A 19,777-nucleotide genomic window follows, 5' to 3' on the forward strand; every position below is an offset into this window, starting at 1 on the left:
AAAGGTCCGAGGCGCGTGGTCGCTGAACCCTCCCCCGCTCTGGGCGAGGTGCTGCAACAGCTCGCCCGGGCCGTCGGCCGGTACGGGGACGATGCCTCCTGCGCCGACGGACACGCCCGCTGGTCCCTTTACCACGCGGTGGCGGGCACCCCCGCCGCGTTGCCGCTGCTGTTCGAGGCGGTGGCCCTGGAACCGGACGGTCCTGTGGCGTCCGCTGTCGTCGGTGACGTACTGGAACGCGTGCCGGAGGAGGAGCGTGCGGACTGGGTACGGCTTCTGCCGACCGCTGTGCGGGGTTTCTCGGCGCAGCGGGTGCGGGAACTCGGGGTCCTGGAATCGCTCGAGCGGGGCAGCGTGCCGGCGGAGGCCGTCGACGATCTCGTCGGCGGTTGGTCCGACTGGCTGCAACGCAGAGCGGTCGAAGTGAGCGCCGACCGGGACGTCCTGGGTGTCCTCGCCCGGAAGGGGCGGACGAAGAGGATCAGGCGGTCCGCCGTCGACGCTCGTCGGGGGATCACGGCCTGACCGGGCTGCCGGGCCCGACGCCCCTGGGTGCGGGGGTGCCCCGGTCGTTAGGGTCGTTCCCGTGACCTACCCACCACCGGCCACGCCGGCCGAGCCGACCCTCCCCGCAGCGCCGTCCGCGCGTCCCGCCACGCACCGAGGCGTGTCCGCCGACCCGTCCGGTGCGCCTCTCGACGGGCTCGACCGGCGCATCGTCGCCGCTCTGCAGATCGACGGGCGGGCCTCCTGGCGGCGGATCGCGGGCGCCCTCGGGGAGCCCGAGCGGAAGGTGGCGCGGCGCGGGCTGCGGTTGCTGGAGAGCGGGGACGTCGCCGTGCGCGGGCTCGTCGTGCGGGGCGAGACCGTGATCCTGCGCATGACGTGCCGGCCGGGCGCCGTGCGGGACGCGGCCGTGGCGGCGGCCCGGCGCGCGGACTGCATCTTCTCGTACGCGCTCGCCGGGCCGGTGGACTGCGTGGCCGAACTGCAGTGCCCGCCGGGCCGGTTGGCACCGCTGATGCTCGACGAGGTGCCCGCGCTGCCGGGGCTGGTCTCGCAGAGCGTGTCACCGGTCCTGCGGTACTTCCGCACGGTGCACGAATGGTCGCCCGGGATCCTGGACGCCGGGGAGGTCGAGGCGCTCGGCGGACGGTCCGCGATCGCCGACGACCTCGCTGTCCCCGACATCGAGGTCGGGCCGGAGGAGCTGGCGATCCTGGGGGCGCTCGCCGAGGACGGGCGGCGCACGCACGAGGACCTGGCGGCCGTCGCCGGGGTGTCCGTGGCGACCGCGCGGCGCCGCGTGGAGACGCTGACGCGGGAAGGCCTCGTGAGCATCCGCGCCGCCGTCGAGCCCGCGCTGCTCGGCCTGCCGGTCGAGGCGCTGCTGTGGATCAAGGTCAGGCCCGACGAGGTCGAGAAGGTGGGCCGGCTGCTCGTCGAGTCGCCGCTCGTGCGGTACGCGGCCGTCGTGATGGGCGAGCATCAGCTCCTGGTCGACGTCACCCAGCCGTCGAAGGCCGCGTTGCACGCGTTCCTCACGGCTGCGCCGTGGGTGCGGCACGTGGAGGCCGTGCAGTCCCATCTGGTCGTCGAATCCTTCAAGCGCAGCGGCGTCGAGTTCCCGAGCAGCGGACGCGGACTTCCGTAGCGCGACCGAAATACTCACCACCGATGATTCCACGTCTTAAAACTTCATACAGGCCAAGTCATTGACTGAAAAGGTCAGCAGCGCCAGTGTGGTGCCTCACACGCGTCGCGCCTCGGCCCCCGCCGGACCCGCATCACCGCGACGCCGTCCCACCGTGCCCGCTGCCCTAGGACTGCCATGCCCGTCGCTCCCGGCCCCGCCCCCTCCCCCGCGGAATCCACCGCGTCCGGCCCCGCCTCCCCCGGTGGGGACGAGATCTGCGTGCTGGACGCCGTCGACCTCGCGGCGCGCATCCGCCGCGGGGAACTCTCGGCCCGCGAGGTCGTCCGCGCCCACCTCGAGCGCATCGAACGTCACAACCCCGCCGTCAACGCGATCGTCACCCTCGACCCGGAGGGCGCGCTGGCCGCCGCTGCCGCCGCCGACGAGCGGCAGGCGCGCGGCGGGGAACTCGGCCCGCTGCACGGCCTGCCCATCGCCTTCAAGGACACCCACCTCACCCGCGGCATGCGCACCACCCACGGCTCGCCGCTCTTCGCCGATCACGTCCCCGACGAGGACGAACTCCTCGTGCGGCGCATCCAGGACGCCGGCGCCATCCGCATCGGCAAGACCAACGTCCCCGAGTTCGCGGCCGGCTCGCACACCTTCAACCCCGTCTTCGGCGCGACCCGCAACCCGTACGACCTGACGCGCTCCGCGGGCGGCAGCAGCGGCGGGGCCGCGGCCGCGCTCGCCGCCGGGTTCCAGCCGCTCGCCGACGGCAGTGACATGGGCGGCTCGCTGCGCAACCCGGCGTCCTTCTGCAACGTCGTCGGGCTGCGCCCCACTCCCGGCCGCGTCCCCTCGCACCCCGCCGGCAACCTCTGGGACACCCTCGGCGTCGCCGGGCCCATGGGCCGCACCGTCGCCGACACCGCGCTGCTGCTGTCCGTCATGGCCGGGCCCGACCCGCGCGTCCCGATCTCCCTCGACGAGCCGGGCGCCGGCTTCCGCGCGCCGCTCGGGCGGAACACCGCCGGGCTGCGCGTCGCGTTCACCCCCGACCTCGGCGGCCGGGTCGCCGTCGACCGCGACGTGCGCGACGTCTTCGCACGCCAGGCCGAGGTCTTCGAGGGCCTCGGCTGCGTCGTCGCCGAGGACTGCCCCGACCTGGACGGCGCCGAGGACGTGTTCCGCACGCTGCGCGCCCACGAGTTCAGTCTCGGCCTCGGCACGCTGCTCGACAGCGACCGCGCGGCCCTGAAACCCAGCCTCGTCCGGAACATCGAGGAGGGGCGGCGGCTGACCGGCGCCGACCTCGTCCGTGCCACCACCGGGCACGCCCGCATCCACCTCGCCGCCACCGCCTTCTTCGAACGGTACGACGTGCTGATCGCCCCGGTCAGCCAGGTCACCCCGTTCCCCGTCGAGTCGGAGTACCCCACCGAGATCGACGGGGAGCCGCAGCGCTCCTACCTCGACTGGATGCGCTCCGCGTACTTCGTCAGCGTTCTGGGCTCACCCGCCCTCTCCGTCCCCGCCGGCTTCACTCCGGCCGGGCTTCCCGTCGGCCTCCAGATCGTGGGCCCGCCCCGCGCCGAGAGGACCGTGCTCGAGACCGGTGCCGCCTACGAGGCCGCCACCGGGCACGGACGCCGTCGCCCCCGCCTCCCGTAGCCGTATGGAGCCCCGATGAGAAAACCGCATGCCCTGTGGGCCGTGGTGCCCGTAGTGGCTTTCCTCAGCACTCCCTTCCTGCCCTTCGTCAACGGCCCGCACCTCTGGTTCGGCCTCCCCTCCGTCCTCGTCTGGTGCCTGCTGTGGACGGCGGGGACGACGGCCTCGCTCGCGCTCGTCGAGCACTTCGCCCACCCCGCCGGCGAGGGCGACGAGGACGACGACGTGACGCGCGACGCGTACGAGGAGGCCGCCGCGTGAACACCACCATGGCCATCACCCTGGCCGGCATCGTGAGCGTCGCCGTCGTCGGCATGAGCGGGCGCCGCCCGGGCCGCGGGGAGTTCGGCGAATGGACCGTCGGCAAGCGCAGGTTCTCCACCTTCACCACCTGGTTCCTGCAGGCGGGCGAGTCCTTCACGACCTTCAGCTTCCTCGGCCTCGCCGGCATCGCCTTCGGCGGCGGCGTCGCCGCGGCCTTCGCCCTGTGCTATCTCGCGATCAATTTCGTCCTGCAGTACTTCACCGCGCCCCGCATGCGTGAACTGGGCAGTGCAGGGGGCTACTTGACACAGGCCGACTTCTTCGCCGACCGCTTCCGCAGTCCCCTGCTCGGCAAGGTCGTCGCCGTCGTCGGTGCCGTCTTCCTGCTGCCGTACCTCCAGCTCCAGATCACCGGGCTCGGGCTGATCGTGCAGCTCGCCACCGGCAGCCGTACGGGCGGAGACCTGAGCATGGTGCTCGCCACCGTCCTCACCGTCGCCTTCGTCCTGTGGTCCGGCATCCGCGGCATCGCACGCGTCGCCTACCTCAAGGACGCCCTGATGATCGTCGGGCTCGTGGTGCTGATCGCCGGCGTGGCACTGTCGGTGCACGGCGGCATCGGCGGCCTGTTCGAGACCGTACGGGACAGCCACCCGGATCTCCTGACGTTCCATCAGGAGGGTTACGACGCCACGTTCTTCGTCACTGCCGTCATCGTCTCCGGCATCGGCGGCGGGCTCGGCACCATGGCGCACCTGTGGCCGCCGGTCCTCGCCGCCGGCAGCGGGCGCGCGCTGCGCAAGAACGCGGTCTGGCTGCCGCTCTACCAGATCGCGCTCGGCATCCCGGTGATCGTCGGGTTCGCCGGGATCCTGCTCGTGAAGCCGGACTCGCCCTCGAACGCCGTCGCCCTGACCCTGGCGGGCCAGACGCTGCCCGGCTGGCTCGTCGGCATCGTCGCCGTCGCCGCGGCCTCGGCGGCGATGGTGCCGTCCGCGGCCATCGTCGTCGGGATCTCCAGTCTGCTGTCGCGCAACCTGCTCAGCGTCCGCAACGAACGCGCGCAGTTGCGCACCAACCACATGTGCGTCGTCGCGGCCGCCGGCCTCGCCCTGCTCCTCGGCCTGACCAGGCCCGGGCTCCTGTCCGACCTGCTGCTGCTCACCTACGGAGGCCTCACCCAGCTCGCCCCCGCGATCGTCATGGGCCTGGCGAGGAAGGTCCGTCTGGACGCGGTGCCCGCGCTGCTCGGCATCCTGACCGGAGTCGGCGTCCTGATCTGGCTCACCTTCGGGGGCGTGGACGTCGGCACGGTCGACACCGGGCTCATCGCGCTCGCCCCGAACCTGCTGGTCACGGCCCTCGCCCAGCTCATCGTACGGTCCCGCTCCCTCACCCCGGTCCCGGCCGACGCCAACTGACCGGCCCGGGCCGACGAGAGCGCCGGGGCCGACGAGCCTGCCGACGACGGGCCGGCCGAAGCCGGCGGCACCGGCGACGACGGGACCGCCGAAGCCGACGGCACCGGCCGGCGGGCGGCGCGCGGCGTAGGGCCGCGCGCCGCCCGTCAGCCCGCGCGCTCTCCCGCGCTCCCCCGCTCACGGTCACGTCACAGGTGACGGATCCGCTCCGTTCCCGGCCGACCGGCCGGCCACGGACATGAAGTGAAGGGCCGCCTCCTCGGCGGCCCTTCACTTCATGTCCGCTCCTGCCGACCCGCCACGGATCAGGCGTCCGAGCCCGCGAACAGGTCCCGGTAGCGCTTGCGCAGCTCGGCCTTCTGCACCTTCCCCATCACGTTGCGCGGCAGCGCCTCCTCGACGCGTACGGCGCGCGGGTGCTTGAACCGGGCGAGGCCGCCGGCGATGAACTCCAGCAGTTCACTCTCCCGGGGCTCCTGGCCCGGCGCCGGGACGACGACGGCCACGACCGTCTCCCCGAAGTCCGGGTGCGGTACACCGATCACGGCGGACTCCAGCACGGCCGGGTGGGCGTCGAGGAGTTCCTCGATCTCCTTCGGGTAGATGTTGTAGCCGCCCGAGATCACCAGGTCCTTGCCCCGGCCGACGATGCACAGATAGCCGTCCTCGTCGATGCGGCCCAGGTCACCGGTGATGAAGAAGCCGTCGGCACGGAACTCGGCCGCCGTCTTCTCGGGCATCTGCCAGTACCCGCTGAAGACGTTGGGGCCGCGCACCTCGACACTGCCGACCTCGCCGTCGGGCAGCGTCCGTCCGGTCTCGCCGTCCACCACCCTGATCTCCGTGCCGGGCAGCGGCTTGCCGACGGTGCCGGGTTTGCGCGGGCCGCCCTCATACGGGTTGGTGGTGTTCATACCGGTCTCGGTCATCCCGTAACGCTCCAGGATGGCGTGGCCCGTGCGGGCCTCGAAGGCCCGGTGGTCGCTCGCGAGCAGGGGGGCCGAGCCGGAGACGAACAGCCGCATCGACGCGCAGGCCCGCGGGGTGAGCCGGTCGCTCTTCAGCAACCGGGTGTAGAAGGTGGGTACGCCCATGAGCACCGTGGCCCGGGGCAGCAGGTCCACCACCGTGTCCACGTCGAACTTCGGCAGGTAGTACATGCTGGCACCGGCCGCCAGGGTCATGTTCGCGGCGACGAAGAGCCCGTGGACGTGGAAGATCGGCAGGGCGTGGATCAGCCGGTCCTGGTCGGTGAACCGCCATGCTTCCAGCAGCGCCCGGCAGTTGGAGGCGAGGTTCCCGTGGGTCAGCACCGCGCCCTTGGAGCGTCCGGTGGTGCCGGAGGTGTAGAGGATCGCCGCCGGGTCGTCGGCCGACGCGTCGAAGACCTCGTCGTGGTGACCGTCGCCCTCCATCAGGGTGCCGTCGCCCTGGGCGCCGAGGGTCTCGACGACGAGGCCGTCCCCTTCGCGGTGCGCGTGGCCGGCCCGCCGCTGCGGGGAGCAGACCAGCACACGCGGCCGGGCGTCGCCGAGGAAGTACTCCGTCTCCGCGTCGGTGTACGCGGTGTTGAGCGGCAGGAAGACGCCACCGATCCGCAGCGTCGCCAGGTACAGCGCGATGGCCTCCGGGGATTTGTCCACCTGCATGGCGACCCGGTCACCGGGGGTGACGCCGTCGGCGACGAGCCGGGCGGCGATCCGTTCCACGGTCCGCGCCGTCTCACGGTAGGTGATCTGCCGGCCGCCGGGCAGCTCGAAGGCCGCTCTGTCCGGCTGCCGCCGCACCTGCTCGGCGAAGGACCGGTAGATGGTGGGCAAGGGTGGTGCCATCAGGGGTGTTCCTCTCTCATCGACCGCTTCTCATCGATCGTTCCAGGGGGTGGAGGCGCAGGGAGCGTTTCCGGGGCGGGGCGCGCCCCCGGTCCCGGGGAAGGCGTCGCGCAGCGGTCCGCCGAGGGCCACGGTGCCGTGACGGACGAATTCCTCGTGCCGGCGCTCCAGCTCCCCCGGTTCGTAGCGGTAGTTGATCATCGCGCCGTACGACTGCCGCCAGGCTTCGGCCGAGTCGTTCGCCGGCCAGTTCAACTGCCAGGCGGCGGCCCCGTTCCGCAGGTGGAAGCGGGCGACCGGGTCGAGGGGGCGCCCGTCCTCGCGCCGCTCGACCGTGACCTACCGGGCCAGGGCGGGAAGGAGCCGGGCGCGGATCCGTTCGACGTCCGCCGCACCGAGTTCCGCCGGGCCCTCCCAGGCGTCCAGCTCACGGACGAGCAGTCCCAGCTCGGCGTCCTGCCCGGCCCGCTCACCGAGCCAGCGCCGGAATCCGGGCAGCGGCGAGAGCGTGACGAACTGCCTCAGACGGGGCATCCGCTCGCCGACCTGCTCGATGACCTGCTTGATGAGAAAGCTGCCGAAGGAGACCCCGGCCAGACCGTCCAGGGCGTTGTTGATCGAGTAGAGGGCGGCCGTGTCCGCCTCCGCGGGGCTGAGCGGCGGCCCGGGTTCCAGCAGCGGAGCGATGCGGTCCGGCACACCGCGCACCAGAGCGACCTCCACGAAGATCAGCGGTACTTCCCCGGTGGCCGGATGGAAGAACGCGTAGACGGCACGGTCGGCCGGCTCCAGGCGACGGCGCAGCTCGGCCGTGCTCCGCATCGGGTGGATCTTCTCGCCCCGCATCAGGTGCCGGCGCAGCTCCTGCGGCGCGTCCCCGGTGACCTCCGCCATGCGGAGAAAGCCTCGGTTGAACCACGAGGTGAGCAGGTGGTGGAAGTCATGGTCGAGGGGCCCCAGCCCGGGGTGGCCGCGCATCAGCCGGCGCAGGTCCGCGCGCATCCCGACCAGGGCGAGCGTGGCGTCCGGCGCGTGGTTCATCCGGCGGAGCAGCTGCTGGCGGGCCGGCTCCACCACGTCGAAGAGCCGGACCAGTTCCTCCTCGCCCCCCGACCCGGCGCTGCGGGCGTCCTCCCAGCGGCGGTAGGCGGCGCGGACCTGGTCGGGGTCGGCGTCGTAGGCCTGGGTGATGTGGGTGAAGAAGAAGCGTCTGCCGTCGTCGTCGAGCGCGCCGTAGGCGGCGAGAGCGCCGGCCGCGACCGTGCGCACGGAGGCCTCGCCCACGTCGCTCATCAGGACTTCGCAGGCGGCGAGCAGCTGGTCCAGCGGGGAGTCCGGCGGCTCTCCGGACGCCGGGTCCGCGCCGCCCCGCTGCCCGAGGGCCCGGAACCGGTCGGCCGGCGGCCGGCCGTCGTGACGTTCCATGTCCGCACCTTCCGTAGCGCCTGGCCCGCTCGCCCACGCTGTCCCTGGCTGAAAAATCCATGAGCGCGGCACGATATATATAACAGTCCCACCGTAGGACGTATCCAGGCTCGCGCACCACCCCCTCGCGCGCCCGGATAACCTGACCGCTCGGAGGTGCGCATGGCCCGGGTCCCGGAAGCGCAGCGCGTGCGCGACGCGCTCGAGAACGCTGTGGTCGACGGTCACTACCGTCCGGGCGAGCGGCTGGATCCCGCCCAACTCGAACGTGAGTTCGGCTGCTCTCGTACGCCGATCCGGGAGGCCCTCCAGGCCCTGGAGCGCTCCGGACTCGTGCAGATCCGCCCCAAGCAGGGCACGTACGTCACCGAGCTGAGCGTCTCCGAGCTGGCCGAGCGCTTCGAGGTCATGGCCGAGCTGGAGGGGATGGCGGCGCGGCTCTCCGCCCGCAGGATCGACCGGGAGGCGCTGGACGGCCTCGAAGGCGCCCTGCGGGAGTGCGAGCGGCACGCGGCGGCAGGCGACGCCGACCGCTACTACTACGCCAACGCCCGGTTCCACGGCATCGTCTACGACTCCTGCGGCAACGAGTACCTGCGCAGGCAGGCCCACGCGCTCAAGCGAGCCCTGCAGCCGTACCGGCGACTGCAGCTGCGCGTCCCGGACCGCATCCGCCGCTCCCTGGCCGAGCACCGCGAGATCGCCGACGCCATCACCCGGGGCGACGCCGAGACTGCGGAGAACGCCGCCCGCGACCACGTGCTCGTCCAGGTCAAGGAGTTCAGCCAACTGGTGCACACCTGGCGCCGGTTGACGGCTCCCGCGCACGACGCCGGATGAGTCCGCCGCCGGGGCGGACCGCGGCCGCCGCCGTGATGAGCGGGCACCGCGCCACCCCGGCCAGGTCGCGGAGGACCGCCGGCGAGCCCCGGTCAGGCCGTCGGGGCCGTGCGGGACCCTGTGGCGGGACCCCCGTTGCCGTCACCGGGTCCCGGGCGGGCGGCCGGTCCGGAGCATCCGCAGTACGGCCCGCTCGGCGGGTCCTTGTGTGGCGGGAACGCCGTCGGAGCCTTCTTCGCCGAGCCGGGGCAGCGCGGCGGCGACCGTCACGCCCTCCTCGTGCAGTTCGATCACCCGTGGGTTGATGTAGGAGGCGCGGCAGACCGCAGGTGTGTTGCCGAGGTACCCGGCCACCTCGCGCGCCGCCCGGGCGACGGCCCGGCGCCGGGCGGTCTCGCTCCGTGCGACGGACTCCGAGACGGCGAGGGCCACGGCGGCCATGACGGTGGCGTGCCAGGTGCGGAAGTCCTTGGCGGTGATGTCCAGTCCGGCCATTTCCCTGAGACAGGCGTTGATGTCGTCGCCGCTCAGGTCGTGCCAGGTCCGCTGCTGCCGGTAGGCCAGGAGCCGGTCGCCGCCGCCCCGGCGCCGCCGCAACGCGGTCAGGGTGCGGCAGGTGGCGGGGTCCGCGACCGTCTTCATGATCTGCTTGCCGTGCTTGCCGGTGAACGACAGCAGCACGGCACCGTCCTTGCAGCGGGAGTGCTCGCGCAGCAGCGTGGTGAGGCCGTAGCTGTGGTTCAGTTCGGTGTAGCGGTCGCTGCCCACGCGCAGGAAGCCGAGGTCGAGCAGGCGTACCGCCGTGGCGAGCACCCGCTGCCGGGTCAGCCCCCGGTCGCTCAGATGCTTCTCGACCTCCTCCCTCACCACGGGCAGGACCTCGGCGACATCGAGCACGTGCTCGTGCTTGGTCTGCTCCTGTTCGGCACGGAACTGAGGGTGGTACAGGTACTGACGGCGTCCGGCGGCGTCGGTACCCACAGCCTGAAGATGGCCGTTGGCCCGGGTGCAGATCCACACGTCCCGCCAGCCCGGCGGTATGACCACCCCCCGGATCCGGTTCAGCTCCGCCGGATCGCGCAACGGCTCCCCCTCGGCGTCCAGGTACCGGAAGCCGCGCCCGTGCCGCAGCCGGCGGTAGCCGCGGTCAGTGGGACGGCTGTGACAAAGACGCATCCGACCTCCTCCGAGTCACCCAGGATCCCGTCCCCCTCTCGCCGCGCGGTATGCCGGTCGTCTGGTCCGAACTTCGCCCGCCCCCAGGTGGGTTCCCCCGGGGGGAGCTGACCGTTGCCCGTACCGGCGCGGCGGCGGCCGGCGCAGGACGGTGCCGGCAGGGCCCGGGCGAACCACAACGGGACGCCGACGCGGGCGTGTTGCAGGAGAGCCGGCCTCCCGTCAGAGCGGCCGGCCGTCGGCGGGGTCGCCGGAGCCGGGGCCGAACATCGTGCCGAGGTCGTACCGCGCGACCCCGGAAGGCCGGAAATCGTCAGCACCGTGCCGACGGAGGCCGCGTCCCGGCCGGCGGACACCGGTCGCCAGGGCGTCGGGCGTCGGGCGTCGGGCGTCGGGCGTCGGGCGTCGGCGGGACGCCTACCGTGTGGCCTGTCGTGCGGGGCTGTCGGGTTCCGGGCCGGCCGCGGGGGCGGCCCGGCGGCGGGCGGCCCGGAGGTAGGTCTGCCGCCTGACGGGGTCGGTGGCCAGCTCCACCGCGGCATGGGCCAGCGCGGTCGCGCCGTCCAGGACGGCACGGTCGGCGCCCGGACCGGTCCCGTACCGGGTGAAGTCCTCGGTGTGCTGGAGCGCGCCGCCGGTGTCGTAGCCGATGCACGGGTGGAGCGACGGTACGGCGTGGGAGACGTTGCCCATGTCGGTGGAGGCCGTCAGCTCGCCGTGCCGGGATACCGGTTCGCGGCCGAGGGCGCGCGCGGCCCGCAGGTAGGCGGAGGTCAGGAACGGATCCTGGCGCAGCTCGGCGAAGTCGTGGCCGTGCGGGGTGAGTTCCAGTTCCGCTCCGGTGGCCAGGGCGCCCGCCTCCAGGCAGGCCCGGACACGCCGGCGGGCGGCGAGGAGGTCGTCCATGGTGCGGGCGCGCACCTCGTAGCGTGCCCTCGCGCGTTCCGGGATGACGTTGACCGCGTGGCCCGCCTCGTGGACCACGTCGTGGACCAGGGTTCCCGGAGGCAGTTGCTGGCGCAGCATGCCGACGGCCGTGTGTGCCAGGACGACGGCGTCGAGCGCGTTCACGCCTTCCCAGGGGGCGAGCGCGGCGTGGGCCGGGGTGCCGCGGTAGGTGACGTCCCAGGCGCCGACGGCGAGCGACGAGGCCCCGACGGAGTCCTCCGGCGCCGCGTGCACCATCAGCGCGGCGGCGGCGTCGTCGAACACGCCCGCCTCCAGGAGCACGACCTTGCCGCCGATGTCCTCCTCGGCGGGGGTGCCCACGAGTTTCACGGTGATGCCGACGGCGTCCGCGACCGCCGCGAGGCCGAGCGCCGCGCCCACGGCCGCGGCGCCGTTGACGTTGTGTCCGCAGGCGTGCCCGATGCCCGGCAGCGCGTCGTACTCGGCGCAGACGGCGATCACCAGGCTGCCCGTGCCGTAGGTGGCGACGAGGGCGGTCGGCAGTCCTGCCGCGCCGCGCGTCACCTGGAAGTCCGCGTCCTGGAGCAGGGAGGCGATCTTCGCCGCGGACCGGTGTTCCTGGAGCGCGGTCTCCGGTTCCGCGTGCAGGCTGTGGCTCAGGCCGGTCAGGGTCTCCCGCGCACGGCGGACGGCGGCCGTGACGGCAGCCTGGGCCTCTTCCCGCGCCCCGTCGAAACGTTCGTGCGTCATGCCGCCTCCTTGCCGGGGGCGTGACCGGCGGTCCGCACGGCCGGGTCCGGCCCGCCGAGCAGCAGGCCGAGCAGTGCCCCGCCCAGCGCCACCGCCGCGCACGCCGCCCACGACCACTGGTAACCCGCCCCGGACACACCTCCGTCGTGCCCGGGATGGGCGGCGAACAGTGCGCTGATCACGGCCGCGCCGATCGCGGCCCCCAGGGAGAGTGCCAGTTCGTTGATGCCCACGGACAGGGCCGTCTCGGTCTCCTCGACGGCTTCCGCCGACAGCGTCCGTGTGACCGCTTCGAACATGCCCGTCGCCACGCCCACCAGGAGCGCCCCCGGGAGGTACCGCGGAAGCGACTGGTGGAACAGTGTCAGGGACAGGAAGCCCAGCGCCGCGAGACCGCCGGTGAGGACCATGGTGGCCCGGTCGCCGACGAGCCGGGCCAGCCGGGGCGATGCCGTGGAACCGCAGAATCCGGCGACGACCATGGCCAGGGACACCAGCGAGATGGCCTGGGATCCCAGGCCCATCCCGTAGCCGTCGCCGTCCGGTTGCGCGCCGAGGAAGACGGCGTTGGCGCCGAGGAAGCCGATGGTGCCGAACGCGGCGCAGAAGGTGTGCGCGCTGACGATCGTGAGCCGCGGGTCACGCAGCAGGGCGAGGTCCACCAGCGGATGGTCCGACCGGTGTTCCACCCTGACCCACAGGGTGAGGAGAGCCACCGCGACCGCGGCGGTGAGCAGGGACGACGCCGAGGCCCATCCCCAGGAGCCGCCCTCGGTGAGCAGCAGGGTCAGCGCGCCGAGACCGAGGGTCAGCAGCAGTGCGGCCGGGGCGTTGAAGCGTCCCGCGCGGGGCGTGGAGCCGGCGGGCAGCGCGAACGCCGCCACGAGGGCCACGGCGCCGAAGGGGACGGCGGTCCACAGGCCGGCGAGGGCGTGCTCCTCGCTCAGCGAGCCGGCGACGAGTCCGCCGGTGCCGATGGACAGCAGCAGCGCGCCGACGAGCACGGACATGCCTGTCCGGCCGTGTTCCGGGGCGCGGGAACGCAGGATTCCGGCGAGCAGCGGGAAGAAGCCCACGACAGCGCCCTGGAGCACCACGCCCAGTGCGAGCGTGGCCGTGGTGGGCCGCACCGCGATGAGCAGTGAACCGACCGCCACCAGGGCGACGGCGATGCGCAGCAGCAGCCGGTGGCCCCAGAGGTCGCCCCAGCGGGACAGCAGCGGGGTCAGGACCGCGAACGCGAGCTGCGACAGCAGGTACAGATTGTTCTGTCCGACCCCTCCGACGCCGACGTGGTCGCCCACCGCCGGCAGCAGCGGTGTCAGATATCCCTGGACGACTCCGCTGCAGATCACGATCGCCGTCATGACCGCGAGCAGTCCGCGACCACGGTCGATGGCACACGTCACTGTCTCACCCTCTTCCCTTGGCTGGAGCGCGAAGTGGTGACTACAGTGCGAGCGCCGCGGGAACCGAGCGCCGACTTCGCAAGAATCGTGCGAGAAGGGCGAGGGGGATGAAGGAATCGGGCAGTGTCTCGGAACTCGATCTCGCCCTGGTGCACGCGCTGCAGATCCGGCCGCGTGCCGCGTGGAGCGATCTCGCGCCTTCGCTGGGCGTGACGGCGGTGACGCTGGCCCGCCGTTGGGAGCGGCTGACCGAGGAGGGGCTGGCGTGGCTGTCCGCCGTTCCCGGCCCGGCGTTCTCCCGGACCCGGTGCACCGCGTTCGTCCTCGTCGGATGCCGGCCCGCGGCACGGGAGCGCCTGGCGGCGCGGATCGCCGGGCTGGACGAGGCGGCGACCGTCGAACTGACCGCGCCGGGCGGTGCCGACCTGCTGCTGGACGTGCCGGCGCCCGATGTGGCCGGGGTGCACCGGTTCGTGGAGGAGCGTCTGGCCCGGCTGCCCGGCGTGACGGGGGTGGAGTGCCTGTTCGCCACCTCGTTGTACACGGAGGGCAGTCGGTGGCGGCTCGGTTCCCTGGACTCCGCCCAGCTCTCGGCCCTGGGCCGTGCGGACCGCACGGACCCGGACGGGGAGCCGTCCACGGCCGCGCTCGGTGAGGTCGACCGCGCGCTTCTGGACGCCCTGGCCCGTGACGGGCGGCTCGGTCTGGCCGCGCTGGCCGAGCGGCTGGGCACCAGCGCCGCCACCGTCCGGCGCCGTCTCGGCAGGCTCACGCGCTCGGGGACGGTCGCGTTCCGCTGCGACACGGCCCGGTCTCTCACGGGGCTGCCGGTGAGCGTGACCTTCCGCGGCCGGGCGCCGGTCCGGGAGGTCAACGGCCTGCACCGCACCCTGGCCACCCTCCCCGGCTGCCGGCTGGTCGCCGCCGTCACGGGCAGCGCCAACGTCCTCGCCACCTACTGGCTGCCCGGCATCGGAGGCGTCCAGCACCACGAGACGGCCATGGCGGCCCGGCTGCCGTCCCTGGCCGTCACCGATCGGCTCGTCGGGGTCCGCACCGTCAAGCGCATGGGTCACCTGCTGGACGCCGACGGCCGGCGCACCGCCACCTTGCCGATCCGCTGCTGGTAGACGCCTGGTGAGCGCCCCGGACGGCCACGATCTCCGGGGCCCACTTCTTTTCGCAGCTCTGAAGCTCAGGCGGGCCGGGCGGCGGCCGTGGCCGGCTCCCGTTCCCCGGGACCGAGAGCCACCGTCGTCGTGACCCGGGTGAGCGAGGGTTTCCTCGGTGCTGATCCGAAGCCGAAGCGGACGGGCGGTTCCACGGGTGCCGCGGCGCCGAGGTCGGCGCCTTCGAAGAACGCCGAGACGAGACGGACCGGCCGCAGGTCCCGTGCGCCGTACCATTCGCGGCGGCCCGCACCGGCACTGCCCCGGGTCCGCACGCCGGGCAGGAGCAGGCGGGCCGGCCAGTCCGTGAGCGTGCTCCACGCCGGCCGGCGGACGACAGCGCCGGGCAGGGCCCGCAGGAGGAGGCCCAGCGGCCCTCGTCTGCCCGCGGCGAAGCACAGCCGCAGGGGGCCTGCGGTGACCGTCCAGGTGCCGTCGGCGATCCGGACCCGCACCGGGACGACGCGCACGGTGTCGAAGACGTAGGTCCCGCCGATGAAGTCCGCGGTCTGCCGCGTCGGGGCCAGCAGCAGCCGCTCTCCGTCGGCTCCTTCCAGCATCACGTCGCTGAACGGGCCGAACGGCGAGCGCTGCCAGTGGCCGAGCACGATGCGCGTCCCGGAGCATGTGCCGAGGCCCGCGATCCATCCCTCGAACCGCAGCAGCGCAGGGCGACGCGGGACCCGCCCCGGGCACCGGCTCATCGGCGCCTGCCGTCCGGGGCGAATTCGCGCCACGGGCCTGCGTGGGGAAGGAGCAGCCGTCGGCGCACAGGGCCGTGGTGCTGCGAAGCGCGCATGCCTGACTCCTTGCGGGAAGTGCCCCGAGGCCCGCCGGCAGGGGCCGGCGGCCCGGCAGCGGCGGTCAGCGTCCCGTCCAGGACCCCGGGAGCGGCGGCGGCCCGCACCTCCCGTTCCGTCGGCCGCTCGGCCGGGTCCACGCCACCACGGTCGGCGGGTCCCCCCGCGCCAGGCCGTACAAACGCAGGCGGGGGCGCCACCCCGCCCCTCGCGGCGCTCGGCCTTGCCCGCGCCGGTCGCGCCCGCCTCGGCCGTGAAGGCACGCGGCTGGGGCTCCCTCCGCACGACGGCGTCCTACGTCGTCCCTGCCCGGACCGGCGGGTGATCCGCGCCGCCACCGCCCACCGGCGACCCGAACGAGCCTCCGCCGGGACCCCATCCGCGACACCGGCCCCGCCGGCGAAGGCACCGGCGGGCGGGAAGAGCGGCCCCAGCGGCCCCAGCGCCTGCGGGACGGAGGGCGTGCGGCCGGTCAGGAGAGGATCTCGACGTACCCGTCGGTTCCGTGGACGCGGATCCGCTGCCCGTCCCGGATCAGCCGGGTCGCCCGCTCCACGCCGACGACCGCCGGCAGGCCGTACTCCCGGGCGATCACCGCGCCGTGGGTCATCAGGCCGCCGACCTCCGTGACCAGGCCGGCGATCCCGACGAACAGCGGGGACCAGCTCGGGTCCGTGAAGGTCGTGACCAGGATGTCGCCCGCCTCGAGATCGGCCTCCGCCATGTCGAGGACGACGCGGGCCCGCCCCTCGACGGTCCCGGCGGAGACCGGCAGTCCCGTCAGGGCGCCGTCCGGCACGTCGTCGCGCCGGTACGCGCCGGTGACGGCCTCACCGTCGGATGTGAGCACGCGGGGCGGTGTCAGCGCGTGGTACGACCGGAACGCCTCCTTGCGCCGCTGGACGAGGCGGTCGTCCACCTGGTGCGAGCGCACCACGTCGTGGAGTTCCTGGAACGTGAGGTAGAAGACGTCCTCCCTCTCCACCAGCACGCCGGCCCGCACCAGGCGCTCGGCCTCCCGCAGCAGGGCCTGCTTGTAGACGAAGTAGCGGCTGATGATGTCGTACTTGGGGTACTCCCGGTACCCGATGAAGGTTCTGACCCGGTCGATCATCCGTTTGGCCTCGTCGGCCTTCCGGTCCCCGTCCGGCAGGGCCCGCAAGCGGGCCAGCACGTCCTGTTCCTTCTCCCGCGCCTTCTGCCGCCCCTGCTCGAAGCGCCGCTGGGCGGCGCCCGGCTCGAAGTTCCTGACGTTGTCGAGGATCACGGGCACGAGCGTGGTGGGGCGCTCGCGCCAGCGCGGCCTCGTGATGTCGATCTCGCCGACGCAGCGCATGCCGTACCGGTCGAGGTACGCCTCCAGCGCGTCGCGCGCTTCGGTCCCGCCCGGGAGCTTCGCCAGCTCGTCCAGGAAGCCCTCGTCCTCGACGCCCTGGAGGAACGCCACCACCTCGGGGTGCGGGCGGATCACGTCCGCGACGTCGAGGAGCGCGAGTCCCATCTCCGAGGTGACGTTGCCGGGGGCGGACAGCGTGAGCGTGTCAGCCGCGTTCTTCTCGCCCAGCCACTCCTGCAGCTTGTCGTTGAGCCACCAGGTGGCCTCCATGCCCGCCGTGATCACCTGAAGGCTCAGCGGATCGCTGAGGACCCGCTTGTGCTCCTTGAAGGCGTCGTACAGGAAGTCGAACAGGTCCGGTCCGCTCTTCGTCCGGATGTCGTGCTCCAGGTCGGCGAGGGACGCCTGACTGCGCTGGACCAGCTCGGTGACGACGGCCGGATCGGTCTCGACCGGGGCGGGCCGCCCACCGGCAGGCGGCCGGCCGGGACCCGGGTCCGCGCGCGGCAGGACGAAGTCGTCACGGTCGAGGACGGTCTCCAGGGCGTCCCTCATCAGCGGATCCCCCCTCCCCATGACGTCCAGGAGGCCGGCGCGGCTCGCGGGCGCGGCCAGGCGCGGGGTGACGTCGACGAACAGCCTGCCGCCCGCCTCGTGCATCGGCACCATGGCCGTCAGCTGCCACATGGAGAGCCCCAGGGGCTTCATGGGGTCGGTCATCATCTGCCCGTGCCCGACGGAGACGTAGACGTGGTTCTCCTGGCCGCCGGTGTCGGGGACGGGGAACAGCGTCGTGATCGGCCGGCTCTGGACGATCTGGAAGCCGTCGTCGGCCAGGCACCATTCGATGTCCTGCGGGCGGCCGAAGTGCGCCTCGATCCGGCGCCCGAGCCGCACGAGCGACACGGCCTGAGCATCCGTCAGGGCGGGCTGCTCCCGGCGCCGCGGGTCGATCGCCACTTCCCGCGTACCGCCGGCGGGCAGGGCGTGCACGGCACGCTGTTTGGCGGCGATCGTCCTGGCGACGACTTCACCGTGCCGCACCTTGAAGACGTCCGGGTTCACCAGGCCGGAGACCAGGGCCTCACCGAGGCCGAAGCCGGCGTCCACGGTGGCGGTCTTCCGGTCGCCCGTGACGGGGTCGGCGGTGAAGAGGATGCCGGCGGCGTGCGGGAAGACCATGCGCTGCACGACCACGGCCATGTGGACCGTACGGTGGTCGATGCCGTGGCGCCGGCGGTAGGTCACCGCCCGCTCGGTGAACAGCGATGCCCAGCACCGGCTGATGTGCCGCAGGACCGCCGTCGTCCCCACGACGTTGAGGTAGGTGTCCTGCTGGCCGGCGAAGGAGGCCGTCGGCAGGTCCTCCGCCGTCGCGCTGGACCGGACGGCGCAGGGGGTGCGCTCGCCGAGCCGGGCGAGCGCGCGGGTGATCGCCGCCGCGAGGTCGGCCGGGACGGCGATGTCCTCGACGGTCCGGCGAATTCGCGCGCTGAGCGTGCGGATCGCCTCCTGGTCGTCCGGGTCCACGCGCGCCAGCTGATCGAGCCGGTCGCCGAGTGACGGCTCCTGCGCCATGATCCGCCGGAAGGCGTCCGTGGTCACGCAGAAGCCGCCCGGCACGCGGACGCCCTCGATCCGCGACAGTCCGCCCAGGTGCGCGCCCTTGCCGCCGACGACCGCGGCCTGCGTCTCGTCGACCTCCTGGAGATCCAGCACATACGGCTCGCTCATCGCGACACCTCCGGGGCGGCCGTGCTGTGTCGCACCGCGGTGGCCGATCGCGTCACCGGTGCCCCCACTCCGTCGAACCTCTTGTCGAGCCCATCGTCATCCCTGGTCGCCTTCCCTCTGCGGAGACGGCTTGCCGCTCCGCCCGGCCGGGCGGCGCGGGCGCCTTCGCCTCCGCGCCGAGCACCCGTGGCCACACGGGCACCCGCCCTGCCCGTCCCGCACCTGGTCCGAGTCACGGCGTCCGCCGTACCCCGGCCGGGAGCGAAACGCGCAGGCCGCGTCCGCTGTTTGTGGCCACGGCCGACGATTGTGCGCTGTGACCGGGGCCTTGCGGCAAGCCCCCTGGTGCGCTATATGTTGAGAGTGGCAAGGAGAGGGAGTTCTCCTTGCCTTCGCTTTTTTGGCGGTCGGGTGAGCTGGGACGGGCCTTCCGCCGAGCGGTGGTGCGACCGGCTTCGGTGTCCAGGCTCCTGCTCTCCGGGATGCGACGGCTCGCGGGGGCCGCCCTCTGGGCCCGCGGCGAACCTTACTCGGTCGTGTGGGTGGGGTAGACCTGGACGTCGGTGTAGGCGCCCTTGATGGCCCCCGCGCCGGCGGGCCACTTCAGCGTCACGGTGTGGGTCTCGTTCGGGGGCGTCACGAGGATGCTGGTCGGGGACGCGAGGCTGTGGCCGCTGCTGTCGATGTCGTAGGCGAGGTCGAAGACGGCGGCGTCGCCGGGCTTGAGGATGGTGATCCGCGGCTGGGCGTGGCCGCGCTCGATGGGGCTCGAGGTGTGGTCCGCGTCCTTGATGTCGACGCCCGCGAAGCCCGTCGCCGAGCAGGTGGTCGAACCCCTGTTGGTCATGGTGATGTCGATCCTGCCGGAGCGCGCGTCCGGTGCGGCGTCGACGGCGTGGATGGCCAGGTTCGCCGTCTTGCAGAACGTGACCTTGCCGCTGGTCTGCGCCGCTCCGTTCGCCGAGTCGCCGCCCGCCCGGGTGCCCTTGCCCGAGCCGGCCTTCGCGCTGCCGGTGCCCGCGCCGCCGGTGCCCGAACTGCCCTGCGCCTTGGCGTTGCCGGCCTGCGCCGGGCCGGATCCGGAGCCGGAACCATCCTGCGGGTTCGAGGCAGCGTCCGGGCCGGAGGCGCCGTCCGAGGACGAAGAGGACGACGAGGACGAGGAGTTCTTGGAGGCCGAGTCCGTTCCGGAGCCGTCGCTGCCGCAGGCGGTGAGCGAGAGGGTGGCGGCGACACCGATGGCGGCGAGAGCGGTGATGCGGGTGTACTTCACGGGATTCCCCCAGGATGGGCGCGGTGCGTGCGGTCGGGAATATTTGTATCTCGCACCGAGTCACGGGCGGTCCTCCGCGACGTCTTCGTTCTGTCACAGGCGTACGGACCCTACGGTCCGCCTGCT

The 19,777-nt window shown here is 73.2% G+C and carries 14 protein-coding genes and 1 pseudogene; 7 read left to right on the plus strand and 8 right to left on the minus strand.

Going from position 1 to position 19,777, the window contains the following annotated elements; all coding sequences use genetic code 11:
- The first annotated feature begins 15 nt into the window (after positions 1-15).
- From AC6I72_RS33735 to AC6I72_RS33755, 5 genes are all read left to right on the plus strand, one after another.
- Positions 16-525, plus strand: a complete 510-nt coding sequence (locus AC6I72_RS33735) for a hypothetical protein (protein WP_498005260.1) — start codon at positions 16-18, stop codon at positions 523-525.
- A gap of 61 nt (positions 526-586) precedes the next feature.
- Positions 587-1,654, plus strand: coding sequence for an Lrp/AsnC family transcriptional regulator (locus tag AC6I72_RS33740; protein WP_498005261.1), 1,068 nt, complete (start codon positions 587-589; stop codon positions 1,652-1,654).
- Positions 1,655-1,831: 177 nt separating this feature from the next.
- The gene (locus AC6I72_RS33745; protein WP_498005262.1) at positions 1,832-3,313 is read left to right on the plus strand and encodes an amidase; all 1,482 of its coding nucleotides are present in this window, start codon (positions 1,832-1,834) and stop codon (positions 3,311-3,313) included.
- Between the two features lie 15 nt (positions 3,314-3,328).
- Positions 3,329-3,574 carry a hypothetical protein gene (locus tag AC6I72_RS33750; RefSeq protein ID WP_498005263.1) on the plus strand — a complete coding sequence of 82 codons (246 nt, stop codon included), beginning with the start codon at positions 3,329-3,331 and terminating at the stop codon, positions 3,572-3,574.
- On the plus strand, positions 3,571-4,998 hold the full coding sequence (locus AC6I72_RS33755) for a sodium:solute symporter family protein (RefSeq protein ID WP_498005264.1): 1,428 nt from the start codon (positions 3,571-3,573) through the stop codon (positions 4,996-4,998). The genes AC6I72_RS33750 and AC6I72_RS33755 overlap by 4 nt, the downstream gene beginning before the upstream one ends.
- A 305-nt stretch (positions 4,999-5,303) precedes the next feature.
- On the opposite strand, the gene AC6I72_RS33760 is transcribed toward AC6I72_RS33755, so the two are convergent.
- On the minus strand, positions 5,304-6,830 hold the full coding sequence (locus AC6I72_RS33760) for a malonate--CoA ligase (protein ID WP_498005265.1): 1,527 nt from the start codon (positions 6,828-6,830) through the stop codon (positions 5,304-5,306).
- Between the two features lie 30 nt (positions 6,831-6,860).
- A pseudogene (locus AC6I72_RS33765) lies at positions 6,861-8,255 on the minus strand (malonyl-CoA decarboxylase domain-containing protein).
- A gap of 162 nt (positions 8,256-8,417) precedes the next feature.
- Between AC6I72_RS33765 and AC6I72_RS33770 the strand changes: the two are divergent.
- The gene (locus tag AC6I72_RS33770; RefSeq protein WP_498005266.1) at positions 8,418-9,095 is read left to right on the plus strand and encodes a GntR family transcriptional regulator; all 678 of its coding nucleotides are present in this window, start codon (positions 8,418-8,420) and stop codon (positions 9,093-9,095) included.
- A gap of 141 nt (positions 9,096-9,236) precedes the next feature.
- Here AC6I72_RS33770 and AC6I72_RS33775 read toward each other — a convergent pair whose 3' ends face one another.
- From AC6I72_RS33775 to AC6I72_RS33785, 3 genes are all read right to left on the minus strand, one after another.
- Positions 9,237-10,271: a DNA topoisomerase IB gene (locus AC6I72_RS33775; RefSeq protein WP_498005267.1), complete on the minus strand. Its 1,035-nt coding sequence runs from the start codon at positions 10,269-10,271 to the stop codon at positions 9,237-9,239.
- 417 nt (positions 10,272-10,688) lie between these two features.
- Positions 10,689-11,930, minus strand: coding sequence for an amidohydrolase (locus AC6I72_RS33780; RefSeq protein ID WP_498005268.1), 1,242 nt, complete (start codon positions 11,928-11,930; stop codon positions 10,689-10,691).
- Positions 11,927-13,339: an MFS transporter gene (locus AC6I72_RS33785; protein WP_498005269.1), complete on the minus strand. Its 1,413-nt coding sequence runs from the start codon at positions 13,337-13,339 to the stop codon at positions 11,927-11,929. Before AC6I72_RS33785 ends, AC6I72_RS33780 begins: the two co-directional genes overlap by 4 nt.
- 107 nt (positions 13,340-13,446) lie before the next feature.
- Between AC6I72_RS33785 and AC6I72_RS33790 the strand changes: the two genes are divergently transcribed.
- Positions 13,447-14,469, plus strand: coding sequence for an Lrp/AsnC family transcriptional regulator (locus AC6I72_RS33790; protein WP_498005270.1), 1,023 nt, complete (start codon positions 13,447-13,449; stop codon positions 14,467-14,469).
- Positions 14,470-14,534: 65 nt separating this feature from the next.
- Here AC6I72_RS33790 and AC6I72_RS33795 read toward each other — a convergent pair whose 3' ends face one another.
- The 3 genes from AC6I72_RS33795 to AC6I72_RS33805 all read right to left on the minus strand — a co-directional run bounded on the left by AC6I72_RS33795 (position 14,535) and on the right by AC6I72_RS33805 (position 19,651).
- Positions 14,535-15,212 (minus strand): hypothetical protein, encoded by a 678-nt coding sequence (locus AC6I72_RS33795; protein WP_498005271.1) that lies wholly within the window; start codon positions 15,210-15,212, stop codon positions 14,535-14,537.
- Between the two features lie 568 nt (positions 15,213-15,780).
- Entirely contained in the window at positions 15,781-18,378 is a 2,598-nt protein-coding gene (gene rph / locus AC6I72_RS33800; RefSeq protein ID WP_498005272.1) for a rifamycin-inactivating phosphotransferase, read from the minus strand.
- 526 nt (positions 18,379-18,904) lie between these two features.
- Positions 18,905-19,651: a DUF4232 domain-containing protein gene (locus AC6I72_RS33805; RefSeq protein WP_498005273.1), complete on the minus strand. Its 747-nt coding sequence runs from the start codon at positions 19,649-19,651 to the stop codon at positions 18,905-18,907.
- Positions 19,652-19,777: the final 126 nt, after the last annotated feature.

This window comes from Streptomyces sp. Xyl84, assembly GCF_059731885.1.